This is a genomic window from Paracoccus zeaxanthinifaciens ATCC 21588 (assembly GCF_000420145.1).
GTDB lineage: Bacteria > Pseudomonadota > Alphaproteobacteria > Rhodobacterales > Rhodobacteraceae > Paracoccus > Paracoccus zeaxanthinifaciens.
The window spans coordinates 206,425-226,140 of the sequence record NZ_ATUJ01000001.1; the positions used below are offsets into that span (position 1 = coordinate 206,425).

At 68.7% G+C, this 19,716-nt stretch carries 21 protein-coding genes; 13 read left to right on the plus strand and 8 right to left on the minus strand.

The genetic code is table 11. From position 1 onward, the window contains the following. The first annotated feature begins 26 nt into the window (after nt 1-26). Nucleotides 27-965, plus strand: coding sequence for a lytic transglycosylase domain-containing protein (locus F804_RS0101060; RefSeq protein ID WP_022705890.1), 939 nt, complete (start codon nt 27-29; stop codon nt 963-965). A 16-nt stretch (nt 966-981) separates the two neighbouring features. Here the strand turns inward: F804_RS0101060 and F804_RS0101065 are convergent, their stop codons facing one another. Next, the gene (locus F804_RS0101065) at nt 982-3,183 is read right to left on the minus strand and encodes a primosomal protein N' (protein ID WP_022705891.1); all 2,202 of its coding nucleotides are present in this window, start codon (nt 3,181-3,183) and stop codon (nt 982-984) included. Nucleotides 3,184-3,294: 111 nt separating this feature from the next. On the opposite strand from F804_RS0101065, the gene fsa reads away from it, so the two are divergent. From fsa to F804_RS0101090, 5 genes are all read left to right on the plus strand, one after another. Continuing rightward, nucleotides 3,295-3,948, plus strand: a complete 654-nt coding sequence (fsa, locus tag F804_RS0101070; RefSeq protein WP_028725463.1) for a fructose-6-phosphate aldolase — start codon at nt 3,295-3,297, stop codon at nt 3,946-3,948. A 66-nt stretch (nt 3,949-4,014) separates the two neighbouring features. Then, nucleotides 4,015-4,698 carry a DUF484 family protein gene (locus tag F804_RS0101075; protein ID WP_022705893.1) on the plus strand — a complete coding sequence of 228 codons (684 nt, stop codon included), beginning with the start codon at nt 4,015-4,017 and terminating at the stop codon, nt 4,696-4,698. Further along, nucleotides 4,695-5,624 (plus strand): tyrosine recombinase XerC, encoded by a 930-nt coding sequence (locus F804_RS0101080; RefSeq protein ID WP_022705894.1) that lies wholly within the window; start codon nt 4,695-4,697, stop codon nt 5,622-5,624. Before F804_RS0101075 ends, F804_RS0101080 begins: the two co-directional genes overlap by 4 nt. Nucleotides 5,625-5,679: 55 nt before the next feature. Beyond that, on the plus strand, nt 5,680-6,255 hold the full coding sequence (gene msrA / locus F804_RS15245) for a peptide-methionine (S)-S-oxide reductase MsrA (protein ID WP_022705895.1): 576 nt from the start codon (nt 5,680-5,682) through the stop codon (nt 6,253-6,255). Then, nucleotides 6,255-7,121: a 50S ribosomal protein L11 methyltransferase gene (locus tag F804_RS0101090; RefSeq protein WP_022705896.1), complete on the plus strand. Its 867-nt coding sequence runs from the start codon at nt 6,255-6,257 to the stop codon at nt 7,119-7,121. Before msrA ends, F804_RS0101090 begins: the two co-directional genes overlap by 1 nt. A gap of 82 nt (nt 7,122-7,203) precedes the next feature. Here the strand turns inward: F804_RS0101090 and F804_RS0101095 are convergent, their stop codons facing one another. Together F804_RS0101095 and F804_RS0101100 are read right to left on the minus strand one after the other, a co-directional pair. Further along, nucleotides 7,204-7,410: a DUF1127 domain-containing protein gene (locus tag F804_RS0101095; protein ID WP_022705897.1), complete on the minus strand. Its 207-nt coding sequence runs from the start codon at nt 7,408-7,410 to the stop codon at nt 7,204-7,206. Nucleotides 7,411-7,587: 177 nt separating this feature from the next. Beyond that, on the minus strand, nt 7,588-8,313 hold the full coding sequence (locus F804_RS0101100) for a 16S rRNA (uracil(1498)-N(3))-methyltransferase (RefSeq protein WP_022705898.1): 726 nt from the start codon (nt 8,311-8,313) through the stop codon (nt 7,588-7,590). 13 nt (nt 8,314-8,326) lie between these two features. Here F804_RS0101100 and ubiA point away from each other — a divergent pair, with 13 nt between their 5' ends. The 3 genes from ubiA to F804_RS0101115 are packed head-to-tail and all read left to right on the plus strand — an operon-like array spanning nt 8,327 to nt 11,844. Continuing rightward, nucleotides 8,327-9,265 carry a 4-hydroxybenzoate octaprenyltransferase gene (gene ubiA / locus F804_RS0101105; protein WP_022705899.1) on the plus strand — a complete coding sequence of 313 codons (939 nt, stop codon included), beginning with the start codon at nt 8,327-8,329 and terminating at the stop codon, nt 9,263-9,265. 60 nt (nt 9,266-9,325) lie between these two features. Then, nucleotides 9,326-11,518 (plus strand): OmpA family protein, encoded by a 2,193-nt coding sequence (locus F804_RS15250; protein ID WP_084686357.1) that lies wholly within the window; start codon nt 9,326-9,328, stop codon nt 11,516-11,518. Beyond that, on the plus strand, nt 11,515-11,844 hold the full coding sequence (locus tag F804_RS0101115; protein ID WP_022705901.1) for a hypothetical protein: 330 nt from the start codon (nt 11,515-11,517) through the stop codon (nt 11,842-11,844). Before F804_RS15250 ends, F804_RS0101115 begins: the two co-directional genes overlap by 4 nt. A gap of 58 nt (nt 11,845-11,902) precedes the next feature. Here the strand turns inward: F804_RS0101115 and F804_RS0101120 are convergent, their stop codons facing one another. The 3 genes from F804_RS0101120 to smpB form a co-directional block, all read right to left on the minus strand. Further along, nucleotides 11,903-13,084, minus strand: a complete 1,182-nt coding sequence (locus F804_RS0101120) for an amino acid aminotransferase (RefSeq protein WP_022705902.1) — start codon at nt 13,082-13,084, stop codon at nt 11,903-11,905. A 1-nt stretch (nt 13,085) separates the two neighbouring features. Beyond that, on the minus strand, nt 13,086-13,940 hold the full coding sequence (sseA, locus tag F804_RS0101125; protein ID WP_022705903.1) for a 3-mercaptopyruvate sulfurtransferase: 855 nt from the start codon (nt 13,938-13,940) through the stop codon (nt 13,086-13,088). Nucleotides 13,941-14,008: 68 nt separating this feature from the next. Continuing rightward, complete coding sequence (gene smpB / locus F804_RS0101130; RefSeq protein ID WP_022705904.1) at nt 14,009-14,482, minus strand: SsrA-binding protein SmpB; 474 nt, start codon at nt 14,480-14,482, stop codon at nt 14,009-14,011. A gap of 72 nt (nt 14,483-14,554) precedes the next feature. On the opposite strand from smpB, the gene F804_RS0101135 reads away from it, so the two are divergent. Beyond that, a complete protein-coding gene (locus F804_RS0101135) occupies nt 14,555-14,998 on the plus strand; it encodes an ion channel (protein WP_040595449.1) in 444 nt (147 codons plus the stop codon). After that, entirely contained in the window at nt 14,995-15,984 is a 990-nt protein-coding gene (locus tag F804_RS0101140) for a P1 family peptidase (RefSeq protein ID WP_022705906.1), read from the plus strand. Before F804_RS0101135 ends, F804_RS0101140 begins: the two co-directional genes overlap by 4 nt. Before the next feature lie 58 nt (nt 15,985-16,042). On the opposite strand, the gene F804_RS0101145 is transcribed toward F804_RS0101140, so the two are convergent. Beyond that, entirely contained in the window at nt 16,043-16,717 is a 675-nt protein-coding gene (locus tag F804_RS0101145; RefSeq protein ID WP_022705907.1) for a DUF1236 domain-containing protein, read from the minus strand. Nucleotides 16,718-16,901: 184 nt separating this feature from the next. On the opposite strand from F804_RS0101145, the gene F804_RS0101150 reads away from it, so the two are divergent. After that, nucleotides 16,902-18,374: an NAD-dependent succinate-semialdehyde dehydrogenase gene (locus F804_RS0101150; RefSeq protein ID WP_022705908.1), complete on the plus strand. Its 1,473-nt coding sequence runs from the start codon at nt 16,902-16,904 to the stop codon at nt 18,372-18,374. A 92-nt stretch (nt 18,375-18,466) separates the two neighbouring features. Further along, nucleotides 18,467-18,721: a GlsB/YeaQ/YmgE family stress response membrane protein gene (locus tag F804_RS0101155; RefSeq protein ID WP_022705909.1), complete on the plus strand. Its 255-nt coding sequence runs from the start codon at nt 18,467-18,469 to the stop codon at nt 18,719-18,721. 78 nt (nt 18,722-18,799) lie between these two features. Here F804_RS0101155 and F804_RS0101160 read toward each other — a convergent pair whose 3' ends face one another. Next, nucleotides 18,800-19,546: a DUF1013 domain-containing protein gene (locus F804_RS0101160; protein WP_022705910.1), complete on the minus strand. Its 747-nt coding sequence runs from the start codon at nt 19,544-19,546 to the stop codon at nt 18,800-18,802. Between the last annotated feature and the right edge of the window lie 170 nt (nt 19,547-19,716).

Below are 19,716 nucleotides of genomic sequence, written 5' to 3' on the forward strand. Positions count from 1 at the left end.
CGCAAGGGGACGGAAGGCGCGATCAGATGAACGCAATTCGGACGATCCGCCGGGTGGCCGCGCTGGCATTCGCTACGCTGATGGCCGCCCAGCCCGCGCTGTCCTATCCCGCGATCGACGCGGTGGCGGGTCGCCGCCCGCCCCCGCAATCCGACGATATCCGCTGTTCGGCGGACGGGCGCGACTGCATCCGCAAGGACCACTATGTCGCGGATGTCTGCAAGCTGATCGAACGCAGCGCGACCGAGCAGGACCTCGACCCCGCCTTCCTTGCGCGCCTTCTGTGGAAGGAAAGCCGGTTCGAGCCGTCCGCCGTCAGCCCCGCCGGTGCGCTTGGCATCGCGCAGTTCATGCCGGGGACGGCGGACCTGTACTGGCTGGACGACCCGTTCAACCCCGCGCAGGCGATCCGCAAGGCCGCGTGGTACCTGGCCCAGCTGTCAGACCGCTTCGGCAATATCGGCATGGCCGCCGTCGCCTATAACGGCGGCGAGAACCGCGCCGCCCGGTTCCGCGCGCAGCAGACGACCCTGCCCTACGAGACCGTCGATTACGTCGAGGCCATCACCGGCTTCAGCGCCCATCGCTGGCGCGACAACCCGCCCGGCGCGGATGAACTGAAGCTGGCCCTGGCCGAGGACACGGCCTTCCGCCCCGCCTGCGAGGAGATGGCCGGGAACCGCAGCCTGCGCGAATTCTCGACCCAGCCGCCGGTCATGCCCTGGGGCGTGATCGTGGCCAGCCATCCCAGCCAGGCAGGCGCGGCGCAGCAAGTCGCGCGGCTGAACCGCACGCTGCGTCCGATCCTGAACGGCGCGCAGGTCGGATATGTCCGCAAGCGCCTGAACGGGATGCCGCGCGCGGTCTATACCGCGCAGGTGGGCTATGGCAGCCGGGCCGAGGCCGCGCGCTTCTGCACCCAGTTCAAGCGCCTCGGCGGGCGCTGCATCGTCCTGCGGAACTGATCCCTAACAGAAAGCGTCACAGGAAGCTTTGCGGGTCGATATCGACCGAAAGGCGCATGTTCGTGGGCAGCTTGATCCCCTCCAGCCAATCCGCGATGGCCTGCTGCAACGGGGCCTGTCGCGGCGCGCGGATCAGCATGCGCATGCGGAACCGGCCCCGCACGCGGGCGATGGGCGCGGGCGCGGGCCCCCACAGATCGGCGCCGATCTGCCCCAAAGGCAGCGCGCGTTCCGCCAGGTGCCGCGCGAAATCCGCGACCGCCGCCTGGTCGGGATGGGACAGGATGATCCCGGCCAGCCTTGCGAAGGGCGGCATGCCCGCCGCCTGGCGGCCCGCGGCCTCGGCATCCCAGAACGTCTCGTCCTGACCCGACAGGATCGCGCGGATCACCGCGTGATCGGGCTGGTGGGTCTGCAGCAGCGCCACCCCCGGCGCGGCCCCCGATTGCCGTCCCGCACGGCCCGCGACCTGGCGCATCAGCTGGAAGCTGCGTTCCGCCGCGCGCAGGTCGGCCCCCTGCAGCCCCAGATCCGCGTCGATCACGCCGACCAGCGTCAGCTTCGGGAAATTGTGCCCCTTGGCCACGATCTGCGTGCCGATGATGATGTCGGCGGCCCCGTCCGAGATGCGCGCGATGCTTTCCTTCAGCGCGCGGGCCGACTGGAACAGGTCCGAGGACAGGATCTCCGCCCGCGCATCGGGAAAGCGGGCGGCGACCTCTTCGGCGATGCGTTCCACGCCGGGGCCGACGGGGGCCAGCTTGCCCTCGACCCCGCAAGACGGGCATGCGGGGGGGATGGGGCGGGTTTCGCCGCATTGGTGGCAGACGAGGCGGTTCTGGAAGCGGTGTTCCACCATGCGCGCATCGCATTGGTGGCAGCCGATCTGTTCGCCGCAGGCACGGCAGACGGTGACGGGCGCGAAGCCGCGCCGGTTGAGGAACAGCAGCGACTGTTCCCCCTTGGCCAGCCGCTCCTCGACCGCGCGGGCAAGCGTGGGCGAGATCCAGCGCCCCTGCTCCATCGCCTCGGAGCGCAGGTCGATCGCGGCCATGTCGGGCAGCTCGGCCGCGCCGTATCGCGACCGCAGGTCCAGCCGGGCGTATTTGCCCGCCCCCGCGTTCACCCAGCTTTCCAGGCTGGGCGTCGCCGAGGCCAGCACCACCTGCGCCTTGTTCATGGAGGCGCGCAGCACCGCCATGTCGCGGGCGCTGTAGAAGACGACATCCTCCTGCTTGTAGCTGCCGTCATGCTCCTCGTCGACGACGATCAGGCCAAGGTCGCGGAAGGGCAGGAACAGCGCCGATCTGGCGCCGACGACCAGCCCGACCTCTCCTCGGCCGGCCATGTGCCACAGGCGCCTGCGTTCGGTGCGGGTGATGCCGCTGTGCCATTCGCCGGGGCGCGCGCCGAAGCGGGCCTCGACCCGGTCGAGGAATTCGGACGACAGCGCGATCTCGGGCAGCAGGACCAGCGCCTGCCGACCGGCGCGCAGGGTCTCGGCCACGGCCTCGAGATAGACCTCGGTCTTGCCGGACCCGGTGACGCCGCGCAGCAGGGTCGTGCCGTATCCGCCCGCCCGGATGCGGGCGCAGAGATCGTCCGCCGCGACCTGCTGGTCGGCGCCCAGTTCCTTGCCCGGAAGGTCGGGGTCCAGCCGCGGATAGGGCAGATCGCGCGGGGCCTCGATTTCCGCAAGCGCGCCCTGGGCCACCAGCCCCTTGACCACCGACGTGCCCACGCCCGCCAACTGCGCCAGTTCGGACGGCGCGAAGCTGGCCCCGCCGTGATCGGCGACGACCTGCATCACGCGGGTTCGGGCCTCGGTCATGCGCTGCGGCTGCGCATCGCCCGGCACGATCACGCGCCGCGCGGCGGGGGGCTGGTCCAGATCGGGCGCGCGCGTCGCCATGCGCAGCATCAGGGGCGGCGGTGTCAGGGTGTAATCGGCGGCGCGGGTCAGGAATTCCAGGAACCCCGGATCGAAGGGCCGGGCGTCCAGCACCCGCACGACCTGCCGCAGCTTGGCCAGGTCGAAATCGCCCATGCCCGGCCCCCACACCACCCCGAGCGTCCGGCGCGGCCCGAGCGGCACGAGGACCAGCGCGCCCACGCGCACGCCTTCGTCCGGGGCAAGGTAATCCAGCACCCCCACCGGTTCGGTCGTCAGGACCGCGATGCGCGCGCGTGGCGGAAGGAATTCGGGAAGCTTCGACATTGCACCTGCATGAATACCCGCAAGGGGTCGGCTGACAAGACCATCCCGACCCTTTCGGGCGGGATGCTTCTGCGCTATCACCATGCCGAACCGCATCTGAGGGAGCAGGTCATGAAATTCTTCGTCGATACCGCCGATGTCGCCGCCATCAAGGAACTCAACGATCTGGGCATGGTGGACGGCGTCACCACGAACCCGTCGCTGATCCTGAAATCGGGCCGCGACATCGCGGAAGTCACCAAGGAGATCTGCGATCTGGTCGACGGCCCCGTCAGCGCCGAAGTCGTCGCCGAGAAGGCCGAGGACATGATCCGCGAAGGCCGTCACCTGGCCAAGATCGCCGAGAACATCACCGTCAAGGTCCCGCTGACCTGGGACGGCCTGAAGGCCTGCCGCGTCCTGTCGGACGAAGGCCACATGGTCAACGTCACGCTGTGCTTCAGCGCGGCGCAGGCGCTGCTGGCCGCCAAGGCGGGCGCGACCTTCATCAGCCCGTTCATCGGCCGCCTGGACGACATCAACCTGGACGGCATGGACCTGATCGCCGACATCCGCGAGATCTATGACAATTACGGCTTCGAGACCGAGATCCTCGCGGCCTCGATCCGCAGCGTCAGCCACATCACCGATGCCGCCAAGATCGGCGCGGACGTGATCACCGCGCCCCCCGCCGTCATCAAGGCGATGGCCAACCACGTCTTGACCGACAAGGGTCTGGCGCAGTTCAATGCCGACTGGGCGCAGACCGGTCAGAAGATCGTCTGAGCCTTCGCGAACACGGCCCGCGCCCCGCATGACGGGGCCGGGCGACACAGGCGCAAGGGGGCCGCGATGGAGGCAGGGCTGGATCCGGAAACGAAGGCGAAGCTGATCGCCAGCCCCGAGGCCATCCTGTCCGACCGAGACCTGATGCGCGCCCTGGTCGACGCCCGAGAGGCCGATCTGGGCGACAACGTCATCGACATCCGAGGCCGCGCCATGGAGGCGCTGGAATCCCGGCTGGACCGCCTGGAATCCGCGCACGAGACCGTCATCGCCGCCGCCTATGACAACCAGTCGGGCACTGCGGTCGTGCATCGCGCCGTGCTGGGTCTTCTGGAATGCACCGACCTGGCCGATCTTGTCGGCGCGCTGCAATCTCACATCGCCCCCCTTCTGCGCATCGAGACGCTGCGCCTGCTGGTCGAACACGGCCCCGGCCTGCCACGCCTGCCCGAGGACGTGATCGTCCTGCCCGAAGGCGCGGTCGAGCTGGCACTGGCCGCGGGCCGACGCGCCCCTCGGGGCGAGGATATCCAGCTGCGCCGCGCCGCGATCGTCACCGAACCCGCCCATGGCCGCCGCGTCGCCTCCGAGGCGCTGATCCCGCTGGACCTGGGCCAGGGTCGCCCGCCCGCGCTGATCCTGATGGGCAGCGCCGACCCCTCGCGGTTCCAGCCCGCCCACGGCACCGACCTGCTGCGGTTCTTCGCGCAGGTCTTCCGGCTGGTCCTGCTGGACCGGCTGCGGGCATGACCGGCCAGCCCCTCGCGCTGTCGCCCGCGACCAGCGACGCGCTGAAACGCTGGCTGGAAACCGAGGCCTCGACCCGCGACCGCTCGGATTATACGATCACCGCCTATCGCGGCGACCTGCTGACCTTCCTGCAATTCATCGGCAGCCACTGGGGCGAGGCGCCGGCCCCCCGCGCGCTGGAACGCCTGACGCAATCGGACATGCGCGCCTTCGCGGCCTCGGAACGGGCGCGGGGCCTGGGGGCGCGGTCGCTGGCGCGCAGGCAGTCGGCGGTGCGCAGCTTCCTGCGCTGGATCTCGGACCGCGAGGAGATGGACCTGTCGCCCGCGCTGTCGGCCCGCAGCCCGAAATACGCGCGATCCCTGCCCCGCCCGCTGACGCCCGAACAGGCGCAGGCCACGCTGGACCGCGCATCGCTGCACGAGGTGGACTGGATCGCCGCGCGCGACACTGCCGTGCTGACGCTGATGTGGGGGTCCGGCCTGCGCGTGGGCGAGGTGTTGGCCATGACCGGGCGCGACTGGCCCATGGCCGATGCGCTGACGATCCGCGGCAAGGGCAACAAGGAACGCCGCGTGCCGATCCTTCCGGTGACGCAGCAGGCCGTCGCGGAATACGTGCGGCTCTGCCCGTGGCAGGTCGCGCCCGACCTGCCGCTGTTCCGCGCCGTGCGCGGTGGCGCGCTGTCCCATGCGGCGGTGTCCAAGGTGATGCGGGATGCGCGCGCCTCGCTCGGGCTGCCCGCCAGCGCCACGCCCCACGCGATGCGCCACAGCTTCGCCACGCATCTGCTGGCCGAAGGCGGCGATCTGCGCACCATCCAGGAATTGCTGGGCCATTCCAGCCTGTCGACCACGCAGGTCTATACCGGGGTGGATGACGCCCGGCTGATGGCGGTCTATCGTGCCGCCCATCCGCGCGGCTGAACCGCGACCCCGCCCCATGCGTTCCGGACCGAAAACAGCACGAACAGGCAGATCCATGACCGAACACGCGATATTCCACCGCCCCCTTGGCGCCAACCCGCCCGCCGGCCACGAACAGGCGATCTTCGGCATGGGCTGCTACTGGGGGGTCGAGCGGCTGTTCTGGAAGCAGGAGGGCATCTGGCTGACCGAGGTCGGCTTTGCCGGGGGGACCGTCCAGAACCCGACCTACGACCAGGTCAAGCGCGGCGATACCGGCCATGCCGAGGTCGTGCGCATCGTCTTCGACCCGGCGCTGATCAGCTATGACCACCTGCTGCAGCTGTTCTGGGAAAACCACGACCCGACGCAGGGCGACCGGCAGGGCAACGACGTAGGGCCCCAGTATCGCAGCCTGATCATGACCTTCAGCGATCATCAGCGCGCCGCCGCCGAGGCCGCGAAGGTCGATTTCGACAACCGCCTTGCCGTGCAGGGCTTCGGTGCCATCACCACGCAGATCGTCGATGCCGGCCCCTTCTGGCCCGCCCACGAGGCCCATCAGCAGTATCTGCACAAGAACCCCGAAGGTTATTGCGGGCTCAAGGGCACCGGAGTAGAGGCAAGCCTTCCCAACCCGGACGCGATCTGATGCCCACCTATACCGCACTGACCCACACCAAGGGCCGCGAGGCCGCCGAGGCGCTGGCCGAGGCCTGCGAGGACCTGACCCCCGAACCCGTCGGCACCGGCGTCTTCGAGATCGAGGACGGGTCCGACCGGTGGGAGGTCGGCGCCTATTTCACCGAGACCCCGGACGAGATCTCGCTGGCGCTGCTGGCGGCGGCGCATGGGGCCAACCCCTTCGTCGTGTCGGAACTGCCCGAGGTGGACTGGGTGGCCCATGTGCGCCGCGAACTGACGCCGGTCAGCGCGGGGCGCTTCTATGTCCATGGCAGCCACGACGCCGAGAACGTCCCCGAAGGCGTCGAGGCCCTGTGCATCGAGGCCGCGATGGCCTTCGGCACCGGTCACCACAACACCACCAAGGGCTGCCTCGAGGCCGTGGACCGGCTGGCGAATGACGGGTTCGCGCCGCATCGCATCGCCGATATCGGCTGCGGCACCGCCGTTCTGGCCATGGGCGCCGCGCGCGTCTGGCCGGTGACGGTGCTTGCCAGCGACATCGACCCGGTCGCCGTGGACACCGCTGCCGCGAACGTGATCGCGAACGGGCTGGACGGTCGTGTCGTCTGCCTCGAGGCCGCGGGCTTCGATCACCCGACCCTGCACGAGGCCGCGCCCTATGACCTGGTGCTTGCCAACATCCTGAAGCAGCCGCTGATCGACCTGTCGGGCGACATGGCGAAACATGTGGCCGAAGGCGGGCGCATCGTCATGTCGGGCATCCTGACCACGCAGGCCGACGAAGTCGTCGCCGCCTACGAGGCCGCGGGCTTTGCCCTGATCCGCCGCGACGACCTGGTGGAATGGTCCACGCTGGTGATGGGCCGCTGAAGGCCCTCACCGCCTCGCCGGACATGAAAAAACCCCCGCGCAATCCTGCCGGGGGTTTCGTTCATCCGTCGGGTCGATGGGCTCAGTGGCCGCGTGCAATGCGCTCGATGTCGCCGCGGGACAGGCCGATATCGTCCAGCTCGCGGTCGGACAGGCGGCTCAGCTCCTTGCGGGTCTGGCGGGTTTCGCGCCAGCCGACAAAGGCCGAGACAATCGACGCGACGACATTGCCCACGCCCCAGCCGGCCACGCCAGCGGTCATGCTGCGGTTCGTTTCGATCGTCGCCATCTGTATCACCTGTTTTCAGACTGCCCCTTCCTGGGGCAATGTTGCGGATGCCGGGGATATATTTCGGGCAGTCCGAAAACAGTAGGCGTCAAAGCCTCAACCCCGCTATGCAGTTTTTGCAGGCGAAAATGACGGATCGGCCATCATTTTGTCATGAAGGACCGGCGAATCGACCGATCAGCCCCCGCCCCAATCCCCAAGCGCCGCCTGCCACAGGGCCATCGCGGCCACCGCTGCCGTATCGGCGCGCAGGATGCGCGGTCCCAGGCTGATCGGAACGACGTGATCAAGATTTGCCAGCTGACGACGCTCGTTCCCCGAGAATCCCCCCTCGGGGCCGATCAGGATGGCCCAGGGGCCCGCCGGCAGGCCCGCCAGCGTTTCGGCCACCCCCACGCGCGATTCGTCGGCCCAGAGGATGCGCCGCGCCGGATCCCAGTCCGACAGCATGCGCTGCAGGGGCTGAAGGTCGGTCACCTCGGGGACGAAGGTGCCGCCGCATTGCTCGGCGGCCTCGACGGCATGGGCCTGAAGGCGGTCCTGCCGGATGCGTTCGGAATTGGTGTGATCGGTCTGGACCGGCATGATGCGGGCGGCGCCCATCTCGGCGGCCTTTTCGACGATGAAGTCGGTGCGGGCCTTCTTGATCGGCGCGAAGATCAGCCACAGGTCGGGCGGGTCCTGCTGCGGGGCCGATTGCGCGACGGGCATCAGCGTGCCCTCGCGCTTGGCCAGCCGGTCGATGCGCGCGGTCCATTCGCCGTCGCGCCCGTTGAAGACGGCGACCTCGGCCCCTTCGCGCTGGCGCATGACGCCCGACAGGTAATGTGCCTGGCCCTGATCCAGCGGGACGGGTTGTCCCGCGGCAAGGGGGTGATCTATGAACAATCGTATCTTCGCCATGATGGGCAACGCTATGCAAAGCAGCACGGAAAGACCAGACGCGGTCGTCGACGCGCCGAAGGGAAACTGGGTCGATGAGATCGCCCCGCCATGGTCGCGCCCCTGGCTGCGGCTCAGCCGCGCGGACCGGCCCATCGGGACATGGCTGCTGCTGCTGCCCTGCTGGTGGGGGATCGGGCTGGCGATGATGGCAGACGGGCCGCGCTGGTTCGATGCGTGGATCGCGCTGGCCTGCACCATCGGCGCCTTCGTCATGCGGGGCGCGGGCTGCACCTGGAACGACATCACCGACCGCCGGATCGACGCGCAGGTCGCACGCACCCGCTCGCGCCCGCTGCCAAGCGGACAGGTCACGCTGCGGGGCGCCTATGGCTGGCTGATCGCGCAGGGGCTGATCGGGCTGGCGATCCTGCTGACCCTGGGGCAGGCCGCGATCTGGATGGGCGTCGCCTCGCTGGCGCTGGTCGCGATCTATCCCTTCGCGAAACGCTTCACCTGGTGGCCGCAGATCTTCCTGGGGCTGGCCTTCAACTGGGGCGTCATGCTGGCCTATGCCGCGCATGCGGGCCGTGTCGATGCGGCCCCTGTCGTGGCATGGCTGGGGGCCATCGCCTGGACGATCTTCTACGACACCATCTATGCCCACCAGGACGCCGAGGACGACGCCCTGATCGGGGTGAAATCCACCGCGCGGCTGTTCGGCGACAAAAGCCCGCGCATCCTTGCGGGATTCGCCCTGGGCGCGGTCCTGGTGCTGATGCTGGCCACCGCGCTGCCCGGTCGCAATCTGTTGATTGCCTGGGCGGGCGTCGCGGGTTTCGGCCTGCACCTAGGCTGGCAGCTTCGCAAATTCCAGCCGGATCAGGGCGATACCTGCCTGCGCCTGTTCCGGTCCAACCGCGATGCGGGGCTGATCCTTGCGCTGTTTCTTGCCGTGGCGGGCCTCGCATGATTGCGTGACGGGGTTCGCGTGGCTATCGGTTCGACGCTGGAAACAAGTCAAGGCTGAGCAATGGCGCGCAAGCGATCCCGCATATCGACCTCTATGGCCACCGTCCTGCTGCTGGGGGCGGCCGGGGGGCTTGCATGGGCGGGGGCCGAGGCCGCTTCCAGCTTCATCGAGAAACGCTCGGCCCAGGACGTGACCCGCGCGCTGCAGCTGTCCGGCCACGACTGGGCCGACGTCACCACCGACGGGCTGCAGGTGCGCCTGACCGGCACCGCCCCGACCGAGGTGGACCGCTTCCGCGCGATGACCGACGCCTCGACCGCGGTGGATGCCAGCCGCGTCATCGACGACATGACCGTCGCCGCCATCGACGCGCTCAGCCCCCCCGAATTCGAGATCGAGCTGCTGCGCAACGACCAGGGCCTGTCGCTGATCGGGCTGGTGCCCGCCGCGCTGGACCGCGCCTCGCTGCTGGCGGGGCTGGAGACGGGCGGCCTGCCGGTCACCGACCTTCTGGAGAGCGCGGACTATCCGGTGCCCGACGGCTGGGACGCCGCGCTGCGCTTCGGGATCGAGGCCGCGCGCCTTGCGCCCCAGGCCAAGATCTCGATCGCGCCGGGCAAGGTCGCGGTCGCGGCGCTGGCCGACAGCCGGCAGGACAAGGGCCGGATGGAGACCGCGCTGCAGCGCGCGCGTCCGCAGGGCGTGACGCTGGACGCCACCATCTCGGCCCCGCGCCCGGTCATCGCGCCCTTCACGCTGCGCTATGTCATGGATGGCACCGGCCCGCGCTTCGACGCCTGCGCAGCCGAGACCGAGGATGCGCGCACGCTGATCACCGATGCCGCGCGCAAGGCGGGTCTTGCGGGGCCTGCGAACTGCACCCTGGGGCTGGGTGCGCCCACCCCGGAATGGGGCGAGGCCGCCGCCGCCGCGATCGAGACGGTCGCAGCCTTGGGTCAGGGCGATGTCACGCTGTCGGATGCCGATGTCGCGCTGGTCGCGCCCGCAGGCGTGGACCCCGCCCTGTTCGAGCAGGCGGTCGCGCGGCTGGAACAGCGCCTGCCCGCCGTCTTCTCGCTGGATGCGACGCTGGAGCAGGCCGAGCCGCGCGCCGCCGCCCCGATCGAGTTCCTGGCGACCCTGACCGACCAGGGCACGCTGTCGATGCGTGGCCGCATGGCCGACGAACAGATGCGGCAGGCCGTCTCCAGCTTTGCCGCCAGCCGCTTCGACATCGCCGAAAGCGGCCTTCGCGACGACGAGACCGTGCCGGGCGGCTGGACCGTCCGCGTGATCGCCGCGCTCGAGGCGATGGACGCGCTGGAATCGGGCAGCACCCGCGTCACCCCCGACATGGTCGCGCTGACCGGCATGTCCGGCGACCCGAGCGCGACCGACCGCGCCGCCGCCATCCTGTCGCGCAGGCTGGGCGCGGGTGCGCGCTATCAGCTGGCGATCCGCTATGACCGCAGGCTGGACCCGGCACTGGGCCTGCCCGACGGCGAGGAATGCGTGGCCCAGCTGAACCGCATCATGAGCGAGAGCGAGATCGGCTTCGAGCCGAGCAAGTCCACCATCGCCGGCGATCCCGCCCCCACGCTGGCCCTGCTGTCGGACGTGATGGCCGATTGCGCCGATTTCCAGATCGAGGCGGGCGGGCATACCGACAGCCAGGGATCCGAGGGCTTCAACGCCGAACTGTCGCGGGGCCGCGCGCAGGCCATCGTGCAGGCCATGTCGGATGCCGGGATCAACACCGCCAACATGACCTCTCGCGGCTATGGCGAAAGCCAGCCCATCGACACGAACGAGACCGAGGCCGGCCGCGAGGCGAACCGCCGGATCGAGTTCCGCCTGCTGACCCCGCGCCCCGTGCAGACCGACGCGCTGGAACCGCCCGTCACCATCTCGGGCGTGACCTCGGCGCCCGACGAACCCGACGATGCGCCTGCCGACGATGCCGCGATGCAGGGGCCGCAGCTGCCGCCCGTCTTCGGCCCCGACCTGCCCCGCCACGGCATGATGCCCCCGCAGATGCAGGGTCCCCAGCTGCCCCACGCCTCCGAGGCGGCGGGCATGGTCCCGATGACCGTCGGCGTCAGCGAAGAGTTCGAGACGCTGGACGAACGCGAGGAAAACATTAGGGTGCCGGTGCTGACCCCGGACGAGGACACGCCGCGCCCCGGCGCGCGTCCTGCAAGCGTCTCGGACCGGGCGGATGCGGAACCGACCGACGAGACCCCTGCCGAATGAACCGATCCGAATTCATCGCCGTAACCGCCATCATCCTGTTCGGGGCCTTTCTTCTGGGCTGGCTCTGCAGCTGGCTGGTCCATCGCTTCACCCGCCCCGCGCAGGCCGACATGTCCGACCTGGACCGCATGGCCCAGTCCCTGCACGAGGCCGAGGAAGAGCGCGACGCGGCCATCGCCCTGCTGGAGGAACGCGAGGCCGTGCTGGCATCCCGCGTCGCCGGGGCCGAGGCCGAGCTGCGCGCCGCGATGGAGGGCCTGCGGGACAGCCGCTCCGAGGTCGAGGAGCTGCGCGACTATATCGAACAGCGGCTGGCCACGCGCTGAGCCATGAAAAAAGGGGGGCGCCGCGGCACCCCCCTTTCGACATTCGCGTCCCAGGCGTTCAGACGCCGGCGTCGATGATCGCGCGCGCCAGGACCGGAACGGTGTCGCTGTTCAGGCCCGCGATGTTCAGGCGCGAATCGCCCACCATGTAGATGCCGGCCTCGCGCTTCATCGTCTCGACCTGTTCCTGCGTGGCGCCCAGCCGCGAGAACATCCCGCGATGGCGCGCGATGAAGTCGAAGCGGTCGCTGCCCGACAGGTCGCGCAGTTCGGATGCCAGCTGGTCGCGCAGGCCCAGCATGGTGTTGCGCACCTCTTCCAGTTCGGCCTGCCAGTCGGCCCGCAGCGCCTGGTCGTCGAGGATGGTCGAGACGATGCGTGCGCCGTGATCGGGCGGGAAGCTGTAGGTCTGGCGGTTCAGATAGGCCATCGAGCCCTGCGCCAGGTCGCGCGCCGCGCCGTTCTCGGCCAGCGCCATCAGGATGCCGGTGCGCTCGCGATAGATGCCGAAATTCTTGCTGCAGGATGCCGCGATCAGCACCTCGGGCAGGCTTTTGGCGACAAGGCGCGTGGCCTGCGCATCGGCGTCCAGACCGTCGCCGAAGCCCTGGTAGGCAAGGTCGATCAGCGGGATGGCCCCGGTCTTTTCCAGGATCGCCACGACCTCGGCCCACTGGTCCATGGTCAGGTTCGCGCCGGTCGGGTTGTGGCAGCAGCCGTGCAGCAGCACCACGTCGCCCTTCTTGGCGCGCGCGATGTCTTCCTTCATCGCGTCGAAATCGACGCCGCGGCTGTCATTGTCGAAATAGCGGTATTCGACGAAGGGCAGGCCCATGAACTTCATGATCGACAGGTGGTTCGGCCAGGTCGGGTCCGAGACATGCACCGTCAGGTCCGGGTTCGCCATGCGGGCCAGCTCCAGCGCCTGGCGCACGGCACCCGTGCCGCCGACGGTGGCAACCGATGCCAGGCGGTCGGTCGGAACCTCGTCCAGGACAAGGCGGGCCATGGCGGCGCGGTATTCGGGTTCGCCCGCCAGACCGGTATAGGTCTTGGTGGTCTGGGTTTCCCAGATGCGGCTCTCGGCGGCCTTGACGGCGCGCATGACCGGGGTGACGCCCTGCGGGTCCTTGTAGACGCCGACGCCCAAGTCGACCTTGCCCTGTCGGGTGTCGGCCTTGTATTCCTCGATCAGCATCAGGATCTTGTCGGCGGCTTGCGGTTTGAGGTTGGACAGCATCTCAGGCGTCTCCGGTTGCGATGTTCAGGTCGGCGAAGCTGCCCCATTCGGACCAGCTGCCGTCATAGAGCGAATGGTTGCGATGGCCGATCCGCTCCAGCGCCAGCGACAGGATCGCGGCGGTCACGCCGCTGCCGCAGGTGGTGATCGCGGGCTTGGACAGGTCCACGCCCGCATCCTCGAAGGCGGCGCGCAGGGCGCCCTCGTCCTTCATGGTTCCGTCGTCGTTCAACAGCCGCGCGAAGGGCAGGTTCCGCGATCCGGGAATATGGCCGCTGCGCATGCCGGGGCGCGGCTCGTCCGCCTCGCCGCGGAAACGCCCGGGGGCGCGGGCGTCGATGATCTCGTGGTCGCGCAGCTTCGAGGCCGATGCGACCTGCGTGACGTCGCGCACCAGCCCGGCCTGCCGCTGCACCGTGATGTGGCGGTCGCGCATGACGGGGGGCATGTCCTCGGTCGGGCGCCCCTCGGCCAGCCATTTGGGCAGACCGCCATCCAGGACGGCCACGTCCTTCTTGCCCATCAGGCGGAAGGTCCACCAGACGCGGGCGGCGCTGTGCACGTCGGAATTGTCGTAGACGACCACCTGGTGCCCGTCGCCCACGCCCATCGCGCGCATGCGGCTGATGAACATCTCGGGCGGGGGGGCCATGTGGGGCAGCGCGCTGCGGCGGTCGCTGATCGCGTCGATGTCGAAGAACCGCGCGCCGGGGATATGGGCGCCGTCATATTCGGCACGCGCGTCGCGCCCGGATGCGGGCAAGTGCCAGCTGGCATCGATGATGCGAAGGTCGGGGTCGCCCAGATGGGCGGCCAGCCAATCGGTCGAGACAAGCGTCCTCGGGTCGTCCTGCATGTGCCCCCCTTCGCTGATGCAGTCCTGACTTACAGACCGCGGCGCGGGGGCGCAATGGCGCAGCCGCGTCAGCCCTGCTTGAGCAGGCGCTGTTTCTGGCGGTTCCAGTCGCGCTTGGCGCTGGTTTCGCGCTTGTCGGCGACCTTCTTGCCCTTGGCGACGCCGATCTTCAGCTTCACCAGGCCCTTGTGGTTGAAATACATGACCAGCGGCACGAGGGTCATCCCCTCGCGGCCGACGGCCTGCCACAGGCGGGCCAGTTCGCGGCGATTGACCAGCAGCTTGCGCCTGCGGCGTTCGTCATGCCCGAAGACGCCCGCATTCAGCAGCGTGGCGATATAGCCGTTGATCAGCCACAATTCGCCATCCTCGATGCTGGCATAGCTTTCGGCGATGTTCGACTGCCCCGTGCGGAGGGACTTCACCTCGGAGCCGGTCAGCACGATGCCCACCTCGAGATCGCTCTCGATGAAATAGTCGAAGCGTGCGCGCCGGTTCTCGGCGATCACCTTGTAGTTCTTGTTTTCCGGTTCCTTGGCCATGACGATGTCAGATAGGTGCGCGCGCGGGTCCTGTAAAGATGCGCCGCGCTGTTGCGGATCGGGAGGGCGGTCATGACGGGACAGATCGCGTTGGGCTCGATGCTGATGCTGGGCAGCATCGCCATCGCGGGCCTGTGGATGTGGCTTCTGGAATGGGCCTATGCCCGCTACGAGGGTTGGCTGCTGCGCGCGCCCCATCGGCCCAAGCTGATCCTGATCGTCGGCGCGTCCAGCCTTGCAGTGCTTGCGATGGTGACCATGTCGGTCTGGCTGTGGGCAGTGGCGTTCCATCTTCTGGGCATCTTCGCGGGCTTCGAGGAGGCGATGTACTTCACGCTGGTGAGCTTCACGACCCTTGGCTACGGTGACGTGCTGATGCCGCGCGAATGGCGCATCCTGGGCGGGCTGGCGGCGGCGAACGGGCTGCTCAGCTTCGGGCTGATGACCGCGCTGATGGTCGAATCGCTGCGCCATGTGCGGGTCAGGCAGATCGCATTCACGAAGGAACGCAGATGAGACCTGGCCCCCTGAACCTGATCACCGACGTCGCGGGCCTGAAGGTCGGGCAGGCGCATGATCCCGCGCTGAAATCGGGCGTCAGCGTGCTGACCGCCGATGCGCCCTTCGCGGCCGCCGTCCACGTCATGGGTGGTGCCCCCGGATCGAGAGAGACCGAGCTTCTGGCCCCCGACAAGCTGGTCCCCGCCGTCGATGCGCTGGTCCTGTCGGGTGGCTCGGCCTTCGGGCTGGCGGCCTGCGACGGCGTGATGGAGGCCGCGCGCGCGGCGGGGCGCGGCTTTGCCATCGGCCCTGCCCGCGTCCCCATCGTGCCGGGGGCGATCCTGTTCGACCTGATCAACGGGGGCGACAAGGACTGGGACGCCAACCCCTATCCCGCGCTTGGGGCGGCGGCATGGCGCGCGGCGGATACGCGCTTCGACCTGGGGACGGCGGGTGCGGGATATGGCGCGATGACGGGCAACCTGCGCGGGGGCATGGGATCAGCCAGCGCGGTCCTGGAAAACGGCGCGACTGTGGGCGCGCTGGTGGCGGTCAACGCGCTCGGGTCCGCGACGGTTGGCGACGGGCGGCAGTTCTGGGCCGGGCCGTGGGAACTGGACGGCGAATTCGGCGGCATGGGCCTGCCCCGCGACTTTCCCGCAGCACATGAACCGCCCCCGGCGAAGCGCATGGGCGAGGCCACGACAATCGCCATCGTCGCGACCGACATGGCGCTGGACAAGGCGGGCCTGACCCGGATGGCCACGGCCGCGCATGACGGCATGGCCCGCGCGCTGGTTCCCAGCCATACGCCGCTGGACGGGGACCTGGTCTTCGCGGCCTCGACCGGGCGCGTGCCTATGGGCGATCCGCTGGCCGATGCCTATGCGCTGTCCCATGCCGCGGCCTGCGTGCTTGCGCGCGCCATCGCACGGGGGGTCCATGCCGCGACCGCCCTGCCAGGCGACCTGCAACCTGCATGGCAAACCCGCTTCGCATAAGGAAAAGGCGGTGCGCACATGACGCACCGCCCCATCAGAGATCGCCAAGAGGGACAGCTTAGCGATAGATGTAAACGATCTGGCGGTCGTTTGGATCCACAAGAACCGTCTGCCCGTTAATCTGGGCATAGCGATATTCCGGTGCCTCGGGGATGTCGTAGATGTTCACCGTCTCGGGGACGCCCGCACCAAGGACGACCTCGCCTTCCAGATAGACCGGATCGACGCTGTTCGAGGTGACATAGGTCGTGACCTCGGCCTCGGGCTCCACGCTGGCCGCGGCACCCGCGCCGCCACCGATCGCGGCACCTGCCACCGCACCGACCGGACCGCCGATCAGCGCGCCCATCGCTGCGCCGCCGACGCCGCCGACGGCGGTGTTCTGGCCGCTGTTGTCAGGCTGGGCCGGGGCCTCGATCACCGTCACGCCGATATCCTGCCGGTTCGGATAGAGGCTGACGATCTCGTCGCCCGCAGTGACGTTCAGGTAGTCGCCATAGGCCCAGCCGTCGATCGTGTCGGAATTGACCTCGCACCAGTTGGCGCTGTCGATGCAGCCGACGACGTTCACCTCGTCGCCCGCGGGGATCGAGCCGATCACCTCGTGCTGCACGCCGGGGCCCTGGCGCACGTTCAGATCGGTGGCGGCGGTCGCGGTGGTCGCCTGCGCGAATGCGGCACCCGACAGGCCCAGCAGGGCTGCGGCACTGGTCGTCATGATCTTCGTCATCATCGCGTTCATCCTTGTCCAAGCGGCCCATCGCGGGGCCGGAATGGGCAGGAAACATTCCGCCCGACCTCCGCGTTCCACACGGGTCCATCACTTAAGATTTTCCCTTGGGCACGGAACCCGATCCCCGTTTTGACAAGCGACCGGCGCCGTGCTCAGGTGACGCCACGTCCCCGAAGGAGCGACCATGACCAAGCAATCCACCGATCTGAAATCCCTGCTGCGCGACCCCTCGCTGCTGGAGACACGCGCCTTCGTGGCGGGCGAATGGGTCGATGCCGATGACGGCGCGACCTTCGAGGTCACGAACCCCGCGCGGGGCGACGTGATCGCGCATGTGGCGGACGTGTCGCGCGCCGAATGCGCCCGCGCCATCGACGCCGCCGAGGCCGCGATGAAGGGCTGGGCCGCCCGCACCGCCAAGGAACGCGCGCAGGTCATGCGCAAGTGGTACGACCTGATGATCGAGGCCCAGGACGACCTGGGCACCATCCTGACCGCCGAGCAGGGCAAGCCGCTGGCCGAGGCCAAGGGCGAGATCGCCTATGGCGCCAGCTTCATCGAGTGGTTCGGCGAGGAGGCCAAGCGTGTTTATGGCGAGACGATCCCCGGCCACCAGCCCGACAAGCGCATCAGCGTGATCCGCCAGCCGATCGGGGTCGTGGGCTCGATCACGCCGTGGAACTTCCCGAACGCGATGATCGCACGCAAGGCCGGTCCCGCGCTGGCCGTGGGCTGCGGCTTCGTCGCGCGCCCGGCTGCCGAAACGCCCCTGTCGGCGCTGGCGATGGCGGTCCTGGGCGAACGCGCGGGCCTGCCCAAGGGCATCCTGTCGGTCATCCCCTCGACCCGCAGCAGCGATATCGGCAAGGAATTCTGCGAGAACCACAAGGTCCGCAAGCTGACCTTCACCGGCTCGACCGAGGTGGGGCGCATCCTGCTGCGCCAGGCCGCCGACCAAGTGATGAAATGCAGCATGGAGCTGGGCGGCAACGCGCCCTTCATCGTCTTCGACGACGCCGACCTGGATGCCGCGGTCGAGGGCGCGATGGCCTCGAAGTTCCGCAACAACGGCCAGACCTGCGTCTGCGCGAACCGCATCTATGTGCAATCGGGGGTCTATGACGCCTTCGCCGAGAAGCTGGCGGCAGCCGTGTCCAAGCTGAAGGTCGGCGACGGGCTGGAGGACGGAACCACCACCGGCCCGCTGATCAACGAGGACGCGGTCGGCAAGGTGCAGGAACATATCCGCGACGTGACCGAGAATGGCGGGCAGGTCCTGACCGGCGGCAAGGCCAAGGACGGGCTGTTCTTCGAACCGACGGTCGTCACGGGCGTCACCTCGGACATGAAGGTCGCCACCGAAGAGACCTTCGGCCCGCTGGCCCCCCTGTTCCGCTTCGAGACCGAGGACGAGGCCGTCGAGGCCGCGAACGCCACGATCTTCGGGCTGGCATCCTATTTCTATGCCCGCGATGTCGGCCGCATCACCCGCGTTCAGGAGGCGCTGGAATACGGCATCGTCGGCGTGAACACGGGGATCATCTCGACCGAGGTCGCACCCTTCGGCGGCGTCAAGCAGTCGGGCCTGGGCCGCGAGGGCAGCCATCACGGCCTGGATGACTATCTGGAGATGAAATACATCTGCCTGTCGGTCTGATCGACAGCTGCGGAACCCCTGCCCGCGACCCACGTTCACCCTGCAGCGGTCGCGGGCGCTTCCAGCCCGCGACATCACACTAGGAGGCTGATATGGGCTGGCTTGCAGCAATCATCGTGGGCGGCATCGCAGGATGGCTTGCCGAGAAATTCATGAAGTCCGACATGGGCCTGTTGATGAACATCCTTCTGGGCATCATCGGCGCGGTCCTGTTCAACTTCATCTTCGGCTCGGTTCTGGGCCTCTATGCCGCGGGGGCCAGCTTCAGCCTGGGCTACCTGCTGGCGGGCTTCGTGGGCGCGTGCATCCTGATCTTCATCGCGCGGGCCGTTCGCGGACGCACTTGATCGGCATCTGCCACCACACAAACGGGAAAGGCCGGCGTCACCGCCGGCCTTTTCGTTTCTTCGCAATCGGGGACGGGATCAGCGATCCTCGTCCTCGTCATCATCCGAGCTGTCGGGCAGATTGAAGAAGCTGTCCGCGTCGATTTCGGGTTCGGGCTTCTCGTCCTCGTCGCGGCTGAGCGAGAAGTTCTCGAGGCCAGCGATCGAGCTGGGCAGGCGCGGCTCGTCCGTCATCGACAGCGAGGTCTCGGTGCTGACCAGCTTGCGACGTTCGTCATCCGACATCACGCCGCCTTCCGCGCCGCCCTTCTTGGCGGCCTTCTGCACGGCCGCGTCCAGTTCGGTCTGGCGGCACAGGCCAAGCGCGACCGGGTCGATCGGCTGCATGTTCTGGATGTTCCAGTGCGTGCGCTCGCGGATCGAGTTGATCGTGGGCTTGGTGGTGCCGACCAGCTTGGCGATCTGCGCATCGGCCAGTTCCGGGTGGAACTTGACCAGCCACAGGATCGCGTTCGGACGGTCCTGGCGCTTGGACAGCGGGGTGTAACGCGGGCCACGGCGCTTTTCCTCGCCATCGGCGGCGGGGTTGTGCTTCAGGCGCAGCTTGTAGGTGGGGCTGCCCTCGGCGCGCTTGATCTCCTCGGCGTCCAGCTGGTTCGAGGCGACGGGGTCGTAACCCTTCACGCCCGCGGCCACGTCGCCATCGGCGATGCCCTGAACCTCCAGCTCGTGCAGACCGCAGAAATCGCCGATCTGCTTGAAGCTGAGCGTGGTGTTGTCCACCAGCCAGACGGCGGTGGCCTTGGCCATCAGCGGCTTGCTCATGTCAGTCTCCTTCGCAACTTGGTCCCGAACATGGGGGGCTTGGCCGGAAAAACGGCTTTCGGCTCGCGCCATTCCTCGTTTTCGGGGGGGAATTGCGGTGGGATATAGCGTTTTCGGGGGCCGGGGAAAAGAGGATTCGCGCGGCATGGGGCATGGACAGGCGCGCGGGT